Origin of the sequence: Shewanella sp. BF02_Schw, assembly GCF_014596695.2 — a bacterium.
In the GTDB taxonomy this organism is placed as follows: Bacteria; Pseudomonadota; Gammaproteobacteria; order Enterobacterales; family Shewanellaceae; genus Shewanella.
This window is the reverse complement of sequence record NZ_JABKAW020000001.1, coordinates 1828033-1843844: the sequence shown is the minus strand read 5'-3', so window position 1 is coordinate 1843844 and position 15812 is coordinate 1828033. Positions and strand designations below refer to the sequence as shown.

General features: G+C 41.4%; 14 protein-coding genes. 8 read left to right on the top strand and 6 right to left on the bottom strand.

What is annotated here, in order from left to right; translation table 11 throughout:
• Positions 1 to 5 precede the first annotated feature (5 nt).
• A complete protein-coding gene (locus HNW13_RS08125; protein ID WP_101088458.1) occupies positions 6 to 1883 on the bottom strand; it encodes a DUF294 nucleotidyltransferase-like domain-containing protein in 1878 nt (625 codons plus the stop codon).
• 1047 nt (positions 1884 to 2930) lie between these two features.
• Between HNW13_RS08125 and HNW13_RS08120 the strand changes: the two genes are divergently transcribed.
• A complete protein-coding gene (locus HNW13_RS08120) occupies positions 2931 to 3902 on the top strand; it encodes a DnaJ C-terminal domain-containing protein (RefSeq protein ID WP_192114801.1) in 972 nt (323 codons plus the stop codon).
• A 2-nt stretch (positions 3903 to 3904) separates the two neighbouring features.
• On the top strand, positions 3905 to 4222 hold the full coding sequence (locus HNW13_RS08115) for a chaperone modulator CbpM (protein ID WP_101088456.1): 318 nt from the start codon (positions 3905 to 3907) through the stop codon (positions 4220 to 4222).
• Between the two features lie 423 nt (positions 4223 to 4645).
• On the opposite strand, the gene HNW13_RS08110 is transcribed toward HNW13_RS08115, so the two are convergent.
• Complete coding sequence (locus tag HNW13_RS08110) at positions 4646 to 4903, bottom strand: hypothetical protein (RefSeq protein ID WP_192114802.1); 258 nt, start codon at positions 4901 to 4903, stop codon at positions 4646 to 4648.
• A gap of 757 nt (positions 4904 to 5660) precedes the next feature.
• On the opposite strand from HNW13_RS08110, the gene proV reads away from it, so the two are divergent.
• The 4 genes from proV to proX (HNW13_RS08090) all read left to right on the top strand — a co-directional run bounded on the left by proV (position 5661) and on the right by proX (HNW13_RS08090) (position 10179).
• Positions 5661 to 6887, top strand: a complete 1227-nt coding sequence (gene proV / locus HNW13_RS08105) for a glycine betaine/L-proline ABC transporter ATP-binding protein ProV (protein ID WP_192114803.1) — start codon at positions 5661 to 5663, stop codon at positions 6885 to 6887.
• 26 nt (positions 6888 to 6913) lie between these two features.
• The gene (locus tag HNW13_RS08100) at positions 6914 to 7765 is read left to right on the top strand and encodes a proline/glycine betaine ABC transporter permease (RefSeq protein WP_192114804.1); all 852 of its coding nucleotides are present in this window, start codon (positions 6914 to 6916) and stop codon (positions 7763 to 7765) included.
• Positions 7762 to 8796, top strand: coding sequence for a glycine betaine/L-proline ABC transporter substrate-binding protein ProX (proX, locus tag HNW13_RS08095; protein WP_162022988.1), 1035 nt, complete (start codon positions 7762 to 7764; stop codon positions 8794 to 8796). Before HNW13_RS08100 ends, proX (HNW13_RS08095) begins: the two co-directional genes overlap by 4 nt.
• 348 nt (positions 8797 to 9144) lie before the next feature.
• The gene (proX, locus tag HNW13_RS08090; RefSeq protein WP_192114805.1) at positions 9145 to 10179 is read left to right on the top strand and encodes a glycine betaine/L-proline ABC transporter substrate-binding protein ProX; all 1035 of its coding nucleotides are present in this window, start codon (positions 9145 to 9147) and stop codon (positions 10177 to 10179) included.
• Between the two features lie 243 nt (positions 10180 to 10422).
• Here proX (HNW13_RS08090) and HNW13_RS08085 read toward each other — a convergent pair whose 3' ends face one another.
• Positions 10423 to 10737, bottom strand: a complete 315-nt coding sequence (locus HNW13_RS08085) for an ADP/ATP-dependent (S)-NAD(P)H-hydrate dehydratase (RefSeq protein ID WP_347813080.1) — start codon at positions 10735 to 10737, stop codon at positions 10423 to 10425.
• Positions 10738 to 10802: 65 nt separating this feature from the next.
• Here HNW13_RS08085 and HNW13_RS08080 point away from each other — a divergent pair, with 65 nt between their 5' ends.
• Positions 10803 to 11834 carry an IS630 family transposase gene (locus HNW13_RS08080; protein ID WP_124013279.1) on the top strand — a complete coding sequence of 344 codons (1032 nt, stop codon included), beginning with the start codon at positions 10803 to 10805 and terminating at the stop codon, positions 11832 to 11834.
• Here HNW13_RS08080 and HNW13_RS08075 read toward each other — a convergent pair.
• Entirely contained in the window at positions 11817 to 12653 is an 837-nt protein-coding gene (locus HNW13_RS08075) for an ADP/ATP-dependent (S)-NAD(P)H-hydrate dehydratase (protein ID WP_192114806.1), read from the bottom strand. The two genes, HNW13_RS08080 and HNW13_RS08075, sit on opposite strands and share 18 nt — an antisense overlap.
• Positions 12654 to 12832: 179 nt before the next feature.
• Here HNW13_RS08075 and HNW13_RS08070 point away from each other — a divergent pair, with 179 nt between their 5' ends.
• Positions 12833 to 13789: a Gfo/Idh/MocA family oxidoreductase gene (locus tag HNW13_RS08070; RefSeq protein WP_192114807.1), complete on the top strand. Its 957-nt coding sequence runs from the start codon at positions 12833 to 12835 to the stop codon at positions 13787 to 13789.
• Between the two features lie 62 nt (positions 13790 to 13851).
• Here the strand turns inward: HNW13_RS08070 and HNW13_RS08065 are convergent, their stop codons facing one another.
• Both HNW13_RS08065 and HNW13_RS08060 read right to left on the bottom strand, forming a co-directional pair.
• Positions 13852 to 15021, bottom strand: a complete 1170-nt coding sequence (locus tag HNW13_RS08065) for an MFS transporter (RefSeq protein WP_192114808.1) — start codon at positions 15019 to 15021, stop codon at positions 13852 to 13854.
• A gap of 96 nt (positions 15022 to 15117) precedes the next feature.
• A complete protein-coding gene (locus HNW13_RS08060) occupies positions 15118 to 15768 on the bottom strand; it encodes a peroxiredoxin-like family protein (protein WP_192114809.1) in 651 nt (216 codons plus the stop codon).
• Positions 15769 to 15812: the final 44 nt, after the last annotated feature.

Genomic DNA, 15812 nt, shown 5'->3' with positions numbered 1-15812 from the left:
AACCTTTAAAGTTTGTTAGAACTGTAGCGATATTTTAAAAAGTTTTGCGCATTGCTTAACACTAAAAAAGCATCTTTAAGGTTGCGTCTTTCAAAATCAGACATACTTTCGGGTTCAATATTATTATCAGGCTCAATCCCAGACTCTATGTCTGTTGACTGATGACGCAAACGAACCAAAGAAATAAGCTCCATGGCATGTTGTAAATCTTCGCCCTTGGATGTGGGCAGAATACCCGAATCGATAATGTCTTCTAAACGTTCAAATGAGTTTTGTGATTGTGAGCCGATGGCAAGGGCATGCACTCGGATCAAATCGGCCAATGGCGCAGTACCACGACGTTTTAAATTGATAGAGTTATTATGACGACCATCTTTTTCCATCACAAAATCTTTAAAGAATCCCAGAGGTGGTTTTCGGTTGAGGGCATTGTGTGCTAAACAGGCTAAAAAGCGGTTGTTTTTCTTGGCTTTACTTAAGATAAAGGCATTGAGTTGTTCGGCCCATTTTATGCGACCATAAACCCCCGTAAGATCAAAGAAAATAGAGCAGTTTAATAAGGCTTGAGGGTTGGGGTTTTCTATCCAGTCACCGAAACATTCTTCCCATTGTTCGCGTGTTTTACGGTATTCAGGGTTACTTGCCATAATATCACCGGTGCAGTAACTGTACCCGCAGGCAGCTAAACCATCACAAACAAAATCTGCTAACTTTTCAAAATATGCTCCATGCAACGCAACGTTATAGCTATTATCCAGGATAATAGCATTATCCTGATCGGTCACCATTAGCTGTTCATCTCGAGCCATCGAACCCAGAGCTAAGAAGCAATATGGAACAGGTGGCGGGCCGAACTTTTCTTCTGCAAGTTCTAATAAACGCTGTTTAAAGTTACGACCGATTTCAGACATTGCCCGTCCGACCATGTGTGAATTAGCGTCTTCGTTAACCATGCGTACAAAACAGTTTTTTAACTCCGCAGAAAGCAGCACTAAATCTTCGCTACTTTTTTGCTGGAAGATACTGCTTACAAATAACAAACTATTTTGCGATTCGTAGCGAATGATATCCGCAACTTCAATCAGACCAATCGGTTTCTTATTTTTTAGAATGGGCAGATGATCAATATTGTTGCGCAGCATAAGCAACATCGCTTCAAAAATATACGCGTTGTGATCCAGCGAAATTAAATCGGTCGACATGACTTGTGAAATAGGATTATCAACACTTACCCCGGCTGCGATGACCTTAGCGCAGAGATCATGTTCGGTAATAATACCAACGAAACTGCTATCTTGTTGATCATCTATATCTGGGTCATTAATTAATACCGCAGATATATTCTCTTCGGCCATGATTTTGGCCACAGCTTGTATGCTGCTATTACAGGACAGAACCACAGGCTCTCTGGTGACTAAGGTTTTTACTTTGGAAGTGGTCAGTGCATTAGCATCATCGGTTTTTCCTTTTACCGCTTGTTTTAAACGGGTGGAATCCTCAGCTTCAACAAAATCAGCAAAATCATCATAATTCTCGCACAAATCATTGAATACCGACTCAGGAATACAGTATACCAGCGTATCTTTTACCGCTTTGGCTGGGAAGCGCACTTTATTATTGGTTAACAAGCCCATTTGTCCAAATAACTGCCCCTGGTCTAAACGATTATAAAGTTCACCTTTACGGCGATATAACTCTACGACTCCGCTGCGGATCATATATAGCTCTTTAACGTTGTCATTAAAGTTAACAATCATGCTATCTGTGCGGTAATAAGAAATCTCAACACTTTTAGCAACGTCAATTAACACTTGTTCTGGAAGCTGATCAAATGGGGCGTACTGAGCAATAAAGCTCTGAATTTCGAGTACTTCGGCTGTCATGAATAGACCTGCTAGTTGGTGATGACTGGAGAATTGTTAATATCTATTTAGCTATTATACGAGTGAAAATTGCTATTGTGTTCGAATATATAGCGGTTGCTGAGGCCATTAGTTACCTTTACGTGTTAAGCAGTAATGATGGTGGCCTAGCCAAAACGAACGATAATCTACTTATGTTATTAGCCATAGTAGCACTGCTGTTCTGATATTGTACCCAAAGCATTTCTGTGTGGTTAGATATTGAGTTAATTTGGTGAAACAAGTGACATTGCTGAATATTGTCATCAATGATGATATTTACTGTTCGATTTCAATAAGGCAATTTTATAAATTCCAGCCTAAGTGGTTAATCTATCCGCACTTATTAGTGCGTAATTAACACCATAGAAGTTAAAAATAAAAATTTTCTCTGAGGATAAAGGCTGTTCATGAAGCAGTGTCTCTTGTTATGTGAACATCGATATAATGTTGGAGAACGTAATGCAACTCGATAGCAAGCGCAGCACTCGAGGTGCCAGTTAATTTAAGTGCAATACTAAGCAATACTAAGCAGTACTAAGTAGTAATAAGCAGTAATAGCAGCACAATCTAAGTCAATTTATTGATATTTATCAACATAAATAGCCCGAGATGATGGGCGTGTTATCCATTTTCGCTGAAGATTTTACAGATCAAAGTTATGCAGATTACACCATGCTTTCATGCCGTTGTGTAAAGTGTCATCGTGTTCAAAAATGGATGATAGTACTGCTATGGTGTCATTGAGTTAGCTTTATATTGTTAACTAAGCTTGACACTTTTGTGAATGAAGTTAAGGCATAGTGTTTAGGATATAAATCAATTTCATAGGGTTATGCTGATGTAGTGTTATTTAAGCGGATGATGTTTTATTAATCATGCAATGCGCATTAACTAAACTCGCTATACTGTAATAGAGTTGATCAAGATCAAGCGTGTTGTTCGTCTGTGGGCCTAAACTCATTAGTGTAGATGGGTTCAAAGTTGTCTAACGATCCGTTGCAAACTTGCTTTTTGTGAGGGGATAAAATGAATTTTAAAGACTATTACACTGTATTAGGCATAGACCCTAAAGCGAATGATAAAGCGGTAAAGGTCGCTTATAAAAAACTCGCCGTGCAGTATCATCCCGATGTGAGTAAACATCCAGATGCAGAAGAAAAATTCAAAGAAATTGGTGAAGCCTATGAGGTGTTGCATAACACTAAAAAGCGAGCCGAATATGACGAGTTACGTCATCATCATCTTAATAGAACCCAAAATAGCTATGCCAATCAAGGTGGAGCGAATGGCGCCAGTCAAAATTGGGGACAACAGCAAAGCGATCCTCAAACCGACCAAGAATTTTCAGACTTTTTTAGTTCAATTTTTGGTTCAAGCCACGGTGGTTTTGAACAAGGTGGCCAACATAGGCAACGCCAAACCCAGCCCCCAAAAGGCCAAGATATTGAAATTGAGTTTCCGATGTTTCTCGAAGAAACATTGGTCGATACTCTTAAGCCAGTCGAGTTTACCTTACAACAACGAGAACCTAGCGGTCGTATCGTTGAACAACCTAAATCGTTAAAAGTTAAAATTCCTGCTGGCGTTGTTAATGGCGAACGTATTCGCTTGAAAGGACAGGGCGGTCCGGGAGCGACCAAGGCCGACAATGGCGATCTGTATTTACAAATTCGGTTTGTGCCTCATCCCATGTTTGATGTTGATGGCCGAGATTTGAGCATTGTTGTGCCAATAGCGCCATGGGAAGCAGTGCTGGGTACCAAGCTTAAACTGCCCACGTTAACCGGTAATATTCAGCTCACTATCCCTGCTAATAGTCAGTCAGGACAGCGATTACGTATAAAAGGAAAAGGCTTACTCAGTAAAAAAGTACATGGGGACTTATTTGCTGTACTCAAAATAGTCGTCCCGACATCACCAGACGAAACAAGCACACAATTGTGGACTGAATTAGCAGAGAAAAATAAGTTCGACCCACGTGCCAGTTGGAGTAAATAACGATGCTGCAGATTAATATAAGCGAACAAGATTGTTGGTTGAGTAGTGATGAACTGTGTGAGTGCAGTGATATCAGCTCAGCCTTACTACTTGAACTTGTGGAGCACAGTATTGCGATTCCATTGCAGGGCGAGGTGATAGAAACATGGCAATTTAGTGTCGAGAATTTACATCAAGTTAAAAAAGCCACGCGCATTCAACGTGATCTGGCACTCGACTGGGGTGGCATTGGTTTAATTTTACAATTACTCGATGAAAGAGACCGATTAGATCATGAAGTCCATATGCTAAAACAGCAACTAAGTCGGTTTAAAATATAATGACATATCGCTGACTATTGGATGTTAAGGCTCGTTACACTTCTCATTGGCAGTTGCGATTAAGCGGCAGCCTGATTATGTAAGTACCGCGATTTAGGACAGTCATTTAATTAATGCTACCTAACTATCGTTATTTAAGCTGTTTATAAAGGTTTATTAACGTTCTTTGCCGCTAAAAAACCAATACAGCTAAAATACATAAAGCCGAATAATGACTGTTGATTGTGGCCTAATGACATCACTTTTGCTCATTTAAGTACAATGCCTCTGGGCATAAATGGGCTGTAGGCAGTACTTCTTCTACCGATTTTGCCGCATATGGACATCGTTTAATAAAGGAACACAAATTCAGATAATCAAATCGATGACATCAATATAATAATGGATAATTACAGCGTTTGAAATTGGTTTTTTGCAATGGTACTAATGAACAAACTCAATGGTAAACAGGCACAGATAGACGAGAAAGATACCAATAATAACGAATCTAAACCAGCGCGTAGCGGTGCTAAAAATATCCAATAGCGACATCGGAGTTACAATTAAAAACGCCGTATTATCTAGTGCTTTCTCACGAATAATTGCCGCTGATACAAACATAAACATCGTCATCGTTAGGATCACCGCAAGTAAGCTAGGCACATGGCGAATATCGCTATTATCAGCATTACCAAATATCATTATTTGCGGTTATAGAATTTTCACTATCATGTTAAATGTGATCCGATCCCGACTCTATAATCATCCTGTTTTTGTAATCATTCTAAATGGCTATAGGCGAAGGTTGTAATTTGCTGTCATCGCTTACAACCCGCGATGACAGGGGTAACACTCATAAATAACCCATCAAACAGAGGGCGGGTGATGTGACTTGCTTGGCGAGGAGCATCAACGTAATTAATGTGACAAGAGAAACCAGAAAAACTCATGTAATACTTCTTAACAAAAGTATAAGCCAACAATAACGTTAGTGAGTCAAAGTGGTAGTGTAGTCGTACGATAAATATTCATAATCTAGCCATGAAAAGATAAGTCATCACTGCATAAAAAAAACACTTGATTCATGTGAATTAAAAAACAGCAAATTAATTCAGTTTCTGAAGCCTATAAATTTACTAACTAGCCAATTAACGATAAGCCTAAATGATTAACCACATAGTGCTTAGTTAACGAGGATGATGTAGACAACTAAATCAATAAATTACCCCTAACAAATATAAGGGTAATTTGGGTTTTATTTTTACAATTAAATTCAATGATTTATGTCTATTTCTGAAAACACTAACATTGACATGATTAGCGTTTAAGGACTACTGTATAAAATATATCGCGAAAGTGTGTGGTAAATATTTAACAGCGCAAAATTTATTCACGTGCTTTTTATGTAGCGTTAGTACAAAAAAGCAGAACGGCGTAAAAGAGCGTCATGGAAAATATTATGGAAAAAATAGTAATAAAAAATCTCTATAAGGTTTTTGGTTCTGAACCTCGCAAGGGGGTAAAATTACTTGAACAAGGGAAAAGTAAAGAAGAAATTTACGAACAGACAGGACTAACTGTTGCAGTTCAAGGTGCAAGCTTTACTGTGAACAAAGGTGAAATTTTTGTCGTGATGGGTCTGTCCGGCTCAGGAAAATCAACTCTAGTAAGAATGCTAAACAGGCTTATTGAACCAACGTCTGGAGAGGTGTTAGTTGATGGTCAAAATATCCTCAAAATGAATAAGGATGAGCTGGTAAAGTTTCGCAGAAGTAAAACCAGTATGGTCTTTCAGTCTTTCGCTCTTATGCCTCACCAAACAGTGTTAGAAAATGCTGCATTTGGACTCGAGCTTGATGGTATGGATAAGAAACAACGTGAAGAGCGAGCTCTAGATGCTTTAAAACAAGTCGGACTCGAAGGCTTGGAGAATGCATATCCCAAAGAGTTAAGTGGTGGTATGCAGCAGCGAGTGGGATTGGCGCGAGGCTTAGCGGTTGATCCTGATATCTTGCTCATGGATGAGGCATTTTCGGCGCTTGATCCTCTTATTAAGACAGAGATGCAAGATGAACTGCTTAAACTGCAAGATCGTCATGAGCGCACCATCATTTTTATCTCCCATGATTTAGACGAAGCATTACGTATTGGTGACCGAATTGCCATTATGCAGGGCGGCCGAGTTATCCAAGTCGGGACGCCAGAAGAGATTTTGCAAAATCCCGCTGACGATTATGTACGCGCTTTTTTCCGCGGTGTTGATCCAACCGGTGTTATCTCCGCAGGGGACATTGCCCGCGATAGCCAGCCAACGGTCGTTTGGCATACTAAAGCAGGTAGCCCACGAGCCACATTAGAAATGTTGAGTATGAAAGATCGCGAATTTGCCTATGTATTAGATTCAGAACACCGGTTTTTAGGTGTTGTCTCTTCAGATTCCCTGCGCGACGCTATTGACCAAGGAAATGGTACCAGCAAACTTGAGCATGCCTTTCTTGCAGAAGCTAAATCTGTTCAGGAAACCGATAGTCTTCAAGACATTTTATCTTTGGTAGCATCTCATTCTTGGCCTATTCCAGTTGTAAACTCAGAAAATAGATATCGCGGAGTTGTTTCTAAAAATCTGTTTCTTCGTACCTTAAACCGTGCAGAGAAGGGGACTTATTTTGAGCAGTCAGCATCTTAGAATACTAGCTTCAGGAGTGTTATATCATGTTCAGTTTTAATGAAAGAGTTATTCCCTTAGATGCATGGATCACAAGCCTTGTTGACTGGTTGGTAGAAGGGTATCGATGGTTTTTCCAGATGATAAAATGGCCCGTAGATTTCATTTTATCGAGTGTGTCAGATGGACTTCTGGCAACTTCACCTCTGCTTGTTATTGCACTGTTTGGCGTCATTGCTTGGAGGGTGTCAGGTTTCAAACTTGCTGGTTTTACGCTTGCATCGTTGATTCTCATTGGTCTGCTTGGTTTCTGGTCTGAAACCATGATAACCCTCGCCATGGTATTTTCATCTGTTGTGTTCTGCACCGTTGTTGGCGTGCCATTTGGTATATGGGCTGGACGCAGTGATCGTGTTAATAACATTCTACGACCCATTTTGGATGCGATGCAGACAACGCCAGCCTTTGTCTATTTGGTACCTATAGTGATGCTTTTTTCTATTGGCAACACTGCGGGTGTTCTTGCAACCATCATTTTTGCCCTGCCACCGTTGGTTAGATTAACCAGTCTCGGTATCAGGCAGGTACACCCAGAGTTAGTCGAGGCTGCGCTCGCCTTTGGGGCAACAAGCTCGCAGGTTTTACTTAAAGTTCAGATACCACTTGCTCTTCCGACCATCATGGCTGGTCTTAATCAGACCATCATGATGTCGCTCTCCATGGTGGTTATCGCCGCAATGATTGGCGCAGGAGGCCTCGGGGCACCTGTCGTTCTGGGCTTAAATACACTTGATATTGGTTTGGCCACGGTTGGCGGTCTTGCGATTGTTTTATTAGCAATCATTCTAGATAGAATCACCCAATCATTGGCAACCCCAAAAAATAAGGACGTAAAATGATACTTAAAAAAGTAATACTGGGCGCAGCTTTAGCTGCAATCACAATGACGGGGTCTGCAGCTCTTGCTGATACTCTCAAGCCAGGAGAAGGCATAACCGTTAAACCAGCTCGAGCGACATGGGACACCGGTTTTTTTCAGGAAGCGCTTGTACGACGAGGTCTTGAGACTCTTGGGTATGATGTGGAAAAGCCCAAAACGCTGGTGAATCCAATCTTTTACAAAACGGTCACTCTCGGTGATATTGATTATTGGACCAATGGTTGGTTTCCAATGCATAACGATCAACTACCGAAAAATTTTGATAAAAAAGCTGAAAAGATTGGTTATGTCATGAAAGCCGGTGGACTGGGTGGCTATTTAGTGTCTAAAAAAGAGGCCGATAAATATAATATTACCTCCCTTGAAGATTTTAAACGCCCTGAGGTGAAGAAAGCCTTTGATACCAATGGTGATGGCAAGGCCGATCTGACTGCCTGCCCTCCAGGCTGGGGATGTGAAAAAATAATCACCCATCATATGGACGTATATGGTCTCAAAGATGCTATCAATCCAGTGAAAGCGGCATATGCAGCAGGAATGGCATCGGCGATGGCGGGTTATAAAAATGGTGGACCAATCTTCTTCTATACTTGGGCACCAAATTGGACCATTTTTAAACTAAAGCCAGGCAAGGACGTTGTGTGGATCAACGTGCCTGAAATCAATCCGACCAAAGCGCAAAGTTCTGCAGTTGAACGAATGACGATAAAGGGACTTGAAGGCGCAGTTTCTGACCCGGTAAAACTTGGTTTTGTTGCTTCTGACATCCAGGTCGTCGCCAACAAAAAATTCACCAAGCAAAATCCAGCAGCTAGGAAATTTTTTGAAGTATTTACCCTGCAGCTTGCCGACGTCAACGAACAGAATACTCGGATGAACGATGGCGAAAAGAGTGAACAGGACATTCAACGCCACGTTGATGCGTGGATTGCCAAAAACCAAGATCAATGGAACGGTTGGCTGACTGAAGCACGTAATGCTGCTAAATAGTCTCAACCTGCACTAGCTTATTGGTAACCCGGAGCACACATACCGTGCTTACGGGTTATTTTTATACAACCCCCCCAAGTGTTTAGTAAAACGTATGCCAGCGCTTTCAAAAAAGAGGACTAAGCTGATAGTGAATTAGCCCCTAAAGAGGCAATGATGTTTTTCAAAGTAACAAGCCTAAGTTCTTATCATATTTTTCAAAATACATTTCAAATTCAACATATTATTTAAAATATAATTCATAAAAAAAATGAATGTGCTTATTTAAGTCCAAAGGTACAGGTCTATTATTGGTAATTATTTAAAGATAATGACCCAATCTATGGCAACAAAAAATAAGGAACGAAAATGATAATTAAGAAAGTAATAATGGGTGTCGCTTTAGCTGCAATAACCATGACAGGGTCTGCAGCTTTTGCCGATAATCACCAGCCAGGTGAAGGCGTAACCGTTAAACCTGCGCGGGCCACGTGGGACACGGGATTTTTTCAGGAAGCGCTTGTACGACGAGGTCTTGAAACACTGGGGTATGATGTAGAAAAACCTAAAGATCTGTCGAATCCGATCTTTTACAAAACCGTGACTCTCGGTGATGTTGATTATTGGACCAATGGCTGGTTTCCAAATCATGACAGCCAGATGCCGAAAGGATTTTATGACAAAGGTGAGAAAGTTGGTTTTGTGGTTAAGGCTGGGGGTCTGCAGGGCTATTTGGTGTCTAAGAAAGAGGCCGATAAATATAATATTACCTCCCTTGAAGATTTTAAACGCCCTGAAGTGAAAAAAGCCTTTGATACCAATGGCGATGGCAAGGCCGATCTGACCGCCTGCCCACCAGGCTGGGGATGTGAAAAAGTCATCAGCCACCATATGGATGTATACGATCTCAAAGATGCTATTAATCCGGTGACCGCTTCATATGCAGCAGGAATGGCGTCAGCGATGGCGGGTTATAAAAATGGTGGACCAATATTTTTCTATACCTGGGCACCAAACTGGACCATTTTCAAACTGAAACCAGGCAAGGACGTTGTCTGGATAAACGTGCCTGAAATTAAGCCATCCGAAGCTCAACGTTCTGGTGTTGAACGAATGACGTTGAGTGACATTGAAGGCGCGGTTTCTGACCCAGTAAAACTTGGTTTTGTTGTTTCTGACATCCAGATAGTCGCCAACAAAAAATTCACCAAGCAGAATCCCGCAGCAAGGAAATTTTTTGAGGTATTTACCTTGCCGCTTGGCGATATCAACGAACAAAACACTCGTATGAACGAAGGCGAAAAGAGTACCCAGGATATTCAAGGCCACGTGGATGAGTGGATTACCAAAAATCAGGATAAATGGAACGGTTGGCTGACTGAAGCACGTAACGCGGCTAAATAGTCTCAACCTGCAGTAACTAATGGTAACCCGGAGCACACATACCATGTTTCCGGGTTTTTTAAAGATAAGACTGGTGTGTATAAAGACAATTTGACATATAACCACTACTTATCAATGAAGAGGTCATTTACTTTTGTGTTTGAAAACAGAGTATGAATAAACATTTATAGCTAGATTATTACGATCTAGCCTTTGGTAAGCCATCTCGGTATTGGTCACCATCACGCGCTGATTTAGCATCGGTTAAACGGCTAATACTTTTAAAATAGCGTTAGGAATATAGTTAAGTAGGTCACTGGCTAACATGCCATATTGGCTTAAGTCCTCTGCAGCAATGTCGCCTGCCAAACCGTGTAAATAGACACCCAAACACGCTGCATTTATTGGGCTAACGCCTTGAGCGCAAAACCCTGAAATCATACCTGTTAACACATCGCCGGTTCCGGCTTTGGCTAGCGCGCTGTTACCTGTTGGGTTGATAAATACTCGCTCGCCATCACTAATCACACTGTGTTTGCCTTTAAGTACCACCACAGTGTTTAATTGCTTAGCGGCAATACTGGCATATACCCGTGATCATTGAAAATGCTTGATTTTGTCCCAAATGGGATCATCATAGCCCCATGAAACAAATTACACTCTCGCCAGAACAAAAAGTAGCATTGGAAACTCGACATAAAAGCTCGAGTGATAGGCGTGAGTGTGATCGCATTAAAGCCATTTTACTACGCGATGAAAATTGGCCAACGCCAATGATTGCCCAAGCGTTACGTATTCACGAAACGACCGTAGTTCGATACATTGATGCCTATGCTCACGACCAAAAACTCACGTGTAATAGTGGCGGCTCCTTAAGTTATCTGAGTCAAGAGCAAACTGAACTATTGATTGCACACCTGTGTGAGGTGACCTACTTGCATAGCCATCAAATAGTCGCTTATATCTCAGAACAATTTCAGATTAAGTACACAGTGTCAGGCCTCAATAAATGGCTGCATAAACATCAGTTCAGCTATAAAAACCCTAAAGGGGTTCCTCACAAATTTGATGAAGACAAACAAACGGCTTTCATTGAATATTATGAGCAACTAAAATCCTCGTTAACCCCTGATGAACCGTTATTATTTATGGATGCGGTTCATCCGACCCAAGCCACAAAAATCACCGCAGGCTGGATAAAAAAAGGCGTTGATAAACCGATAGAAACGACGGGAAGCCGAACCCGTATTAACGTGGTTGGTGCAATCCGACTTGGTCACTTAACAGAAGCGGTCATTGAGCAATATAGCAAAACGGTTAACGGTGCATCCATCATCGATTTTTTAAACCAAATTAGAGCGCGTTACTCAACAAGTGGTGTTATCCATTTGGTGCTTGATGGCGCTGGATACCATCGAAATGCCTTAGTAGTTAAAGAGGCTAAAAATCTGAATATAACATTGCATTACCTGCCGCCTTATAGTCCAAATTTAAACCCAATAGAACGATTGTGGAAGGTAATGAATAAACATGCGAGGAATGGGCAATACTTCGCAACGACAAAAGAATTCCGACGAAAAATCACTGACTTTTTTAGCATCACCCTCCCCGATATTGCCGATACACTCGGTGATACAATTAATGATAACTTTCAGAAATTAAAACCTGCAGTTTGAATTCACTTGAGTATAGTGCACCCGTTTGGCTTGAATTTCGCTGACATCAACATTGAGTAACCTAGATAACTCCTTTGGGTGTGGTGTGATAATGCTGTTTTTGGGCAAGTTGATAGATGTTTTCGATGGGCCGCTAGGATGAAGTAAGTGACTAATAAAGTTAAGTGCGTCTGCGTCAAAGATGACCGGATTAGGATTAGCTTGTATCTCAGTTAATAGGGCGTAAAAAAATCCATTATTGCCATCAGGAACAGATAAACCCTGTGAATGGCTGTTGCTAAGATGTTTGTTACTGAGTGGAGGGTTAGCGAGAGGACTAATGTTAGGGCTAATGTTAGGGCTAATGTTAGGGCTAATAATGAGTTGGTCAGTACTGTGGCCAATACTTAATCCACTGCCCATGGAAATGACACTGGCTTGGTTGAGTTTATCGCGAAGTTGTAACACAGCCCTTTTATCAATGGCCTGTACGTCAATAGCTTGTAGGTCACTCGACTGAGTATTCGATGGCTGCATCTTTGTTGATAATAAGTCTGTTGCTTGCCCTGCATCATCATGCCTTTGTGTTACATGAGTGAGTAGTGGCAAGGTAACAACATTTGGCGTTAATGCACTCACACTGTCACATACCGATGGACTACTGGCTAAGGTGACGTAACCCGCACCAACTCGTAATGCGGATAAACTCGACAAATAAGCCGCTCCCCGATAATGCAATGAACCAGCAATATTCAATACATGGCCAAAAGTCATTTTATGGCTGTTATCCGGCCTTGGAGGCAATATACTTTTGATATATTCAAGGGTTAACGTATTCATTGGCACTCGCGAGTTAATTTTGCATATCGATACAATAAAGTAGCACAAACAGGAAAAGCGTAATGGCTACTGCGACAAAAAAATGATGATATTTAGCTCTTACTATTAATTCATTAGTCTTGGAGGTATTGTGAATAGATTAATAGCCTTTGGCTTAGACATAATATTAAGGAAAATGAATGACTAGAATAAACTGGGGCATAGTGAGTACTGGCAGAATAGCGGCTTTATTTTGTCAAGATTTAGTCTTTTCGACTAACAGTCATTTATATGCCGTTGCCGCGCGGCAACAAACGGATGCCGATGCTTTTGCGAAGCAATACGGCGCCGAAAAGGCCTATCAAGGCTACCAAGCATTATTTGATGATCCAGACGTTGATATTGTGTATGTCGCCACGCCACATAATTTTCATTTTCAGCAAGCTTATGATGCTTTAATGGCAGGTAAACACGTGTTGTGCGAAAAGCCGATGACAGTGTCGGTTGAAGAATGCAATATTCTGGTTACGTTAGCCAAAGACAAAGGCTTGCTGTTAATGGAAGCATTATGGACTTATTTTTTGCCAGCAATCAAACAAGCAAAAAAATGGTTAGATGAAGGCCGTATTGGTCAGCTTAAACACGTCAAAGTCGATTTTGGCTATCCGATCCTATTTACGCCTGATGGGCGTGAATATAATCCGCAATTAGCGGGTGGATGTTTATTGGATATGGGTATTTACCCATTGGCGATTGCAGATTATTTTATTAAAGCTGACATCGATAATCTGTATGTTCAAGCGCATGTATGTGAAACCGGTGTTGAAGATGATGTGATTATTATTGGTAAAAGTGGTGATATCGCAGTGAGTTTAGCTTCGTCGTTTCAGTGCCGATTAAGTAATAACGCTTATCTTATTGGCGATAAAGGTTACATTGTTATTCCTGATGCATTCAGAGCGTCTGAATGCAGTTTGTATCATCTAGATGAGTTGGTCGATAGCTTTATTGATAGCAGAGCATCATTGGGCTATCACTTTGAGGCGGATGAAGCATGTCGACTCATCGAACAAGGCGATCTTGAAAGTAGGGTAGTAACACATCAACATAGCTTATTGTTTCAGTCGCAACTAGCGAGAATAAAGGCACTGATTTAAGATTGATTCAGCCGCTATGCTGGCAATATAGTCAATATAGCGGCCGCCAATCATTGAGCGGATTAACTCTTTTTTTCGGTAGCGGGTTTGCTGAAAATTTTATTGTCGCTGAACTGCATGGCGACCAATATCACAGCCATAATACTGGCTAATAGCATGGCGGTAGAAAAGCTCACCGTGGTGCCACCGGGAATAAATTCAACAAACGAAGTGATAAACTGACCGCCAAATACGGCCATCGTAAAATAGGATAAATTTTTGCCTCTAACGTTGGCTGCACATTTTTCTACCGTCATATGGTTAAGTAACGGAATACTGAAACCAAAACCAATACCCGCAAAGACAGCTCCAATGAGTAATATCGGCATACCGTTTGCGTTTGCAAAACCAACATGCGCGAGGGCATATGCTACAAATGCGACAGCTAACAAATACGTAGCGCTCATGTGTTTGGCAACTTTTGGCATAAAGTACGCAGCAACCACTGCAACCAATGAGATAAATGCTAGTAAATTACCCACTTGAGCTTCGTTATAGCCTTGTTGAACCATGCTCTTTGGGAGCACGACAATAGCGGTAAAAAAGATCACCATTGCCATAGTGGCAAAAAGATAAACCTGATGAAGTGATAGCCCTTGTTGAGTCTGGTTGTTATCACATTCAGCCTCAACCGTGATGGATGGATGTTTACGCGGCACAAATAACAACAGCATCAGTAAAAATAACCAAGCAACTAAGTATAAACTCAGCGGATAAGCCCAATTAATACTGGCTAATGTACCGCCTAAAAACAGAAACAATACCCCACCTAATTCAATAGCCATACCTTGTTTAGCTATCATGCTGAGCCGCTCATTACCGGTGTACCATTGCGAAATAAGTACGGTACTGCTCGCCATAACGACCGCAGTAATACCGCCTAATAAAATACGATTAGACAATACAAACCAAGGGCCATTCAACCAATACACCGCAAAGCCCAAGGCCCCATAGAGTATTAAACCGACGATGAGCGCCCGATAAGCACCAAACTTATCAATTGATTTACCCGCTATTGGGGCAAATAATACTGCACCTAATGCCGGAAAAGTCACCAGCCATACCGCATATTCATTGATGCCCAATGCATTCGATATGCTTAGTAATCCCGGAGCAACAAGGGCGCCAACCATAATGGTGAGGCTGGCAATACACAGCAGCGAAAAGCTGCCAAGTTTAGATAAACGAGTCATTGTTTTACCTGTGATTTGCTGAAGAACCATGATTTAAGAGAAGAGAGCGAAAGAGTGATTGTTCAACCACTCAGTCATTGATATCAGCATTGAACATTAAGCCAGCAGCTTTAATGCTTGTATGATGTCTTCTGGCTCTGAACGAGTTCGGTAATCTACGTCGACATAACGCCAGGTGACAACGCCGTCTTGACCGATAATGAATGTCGCGGGGATCGGTAACACACTGCCATTGCCATTATTGATGGCTTCAAGGTCGAGCTTGCGATCAACGCGCATATGTTCAGCGAGAAATTCAGGCACTTGCCATGCAACCCCATATTGTGATGCAACTTTTGCATCTTGATCTGACAATACCAAGAACTCTAGGTCTTGCATTTCATCTTTTGTCATAGAGCCATCCGGCACTTGCGGACTGATGGCAACCAATTGAGCTCCAAGGGTATGAATATCGGCTAACCTTGCTTGTAAAGCACGCAGCTGTAAGTTGCAGTACGGGCACCAGCTGCCACGATAAAATGTCACTACAACAGGGCCTTGGTGCAGTAAATCTACCAGGGATATTAATTTCCCATCCGAATGAGGTAACGAAAAGTTGGGCGTTTTTTGGCCAAGATTAATTGCACTATCACCTTGTTGAAATGCTTTTGCTTGTTCAATAATATCGTCAACGACTTTCATGAAATCAGGGTTCTTTTGTCGTCCCTCATTCATTTTAGCGTCGGTTTGCTGTTGTAAACTGTTCATATATTCCCTCGATAGCAACTAATTTAGCTAGCCTTTGGCAGACG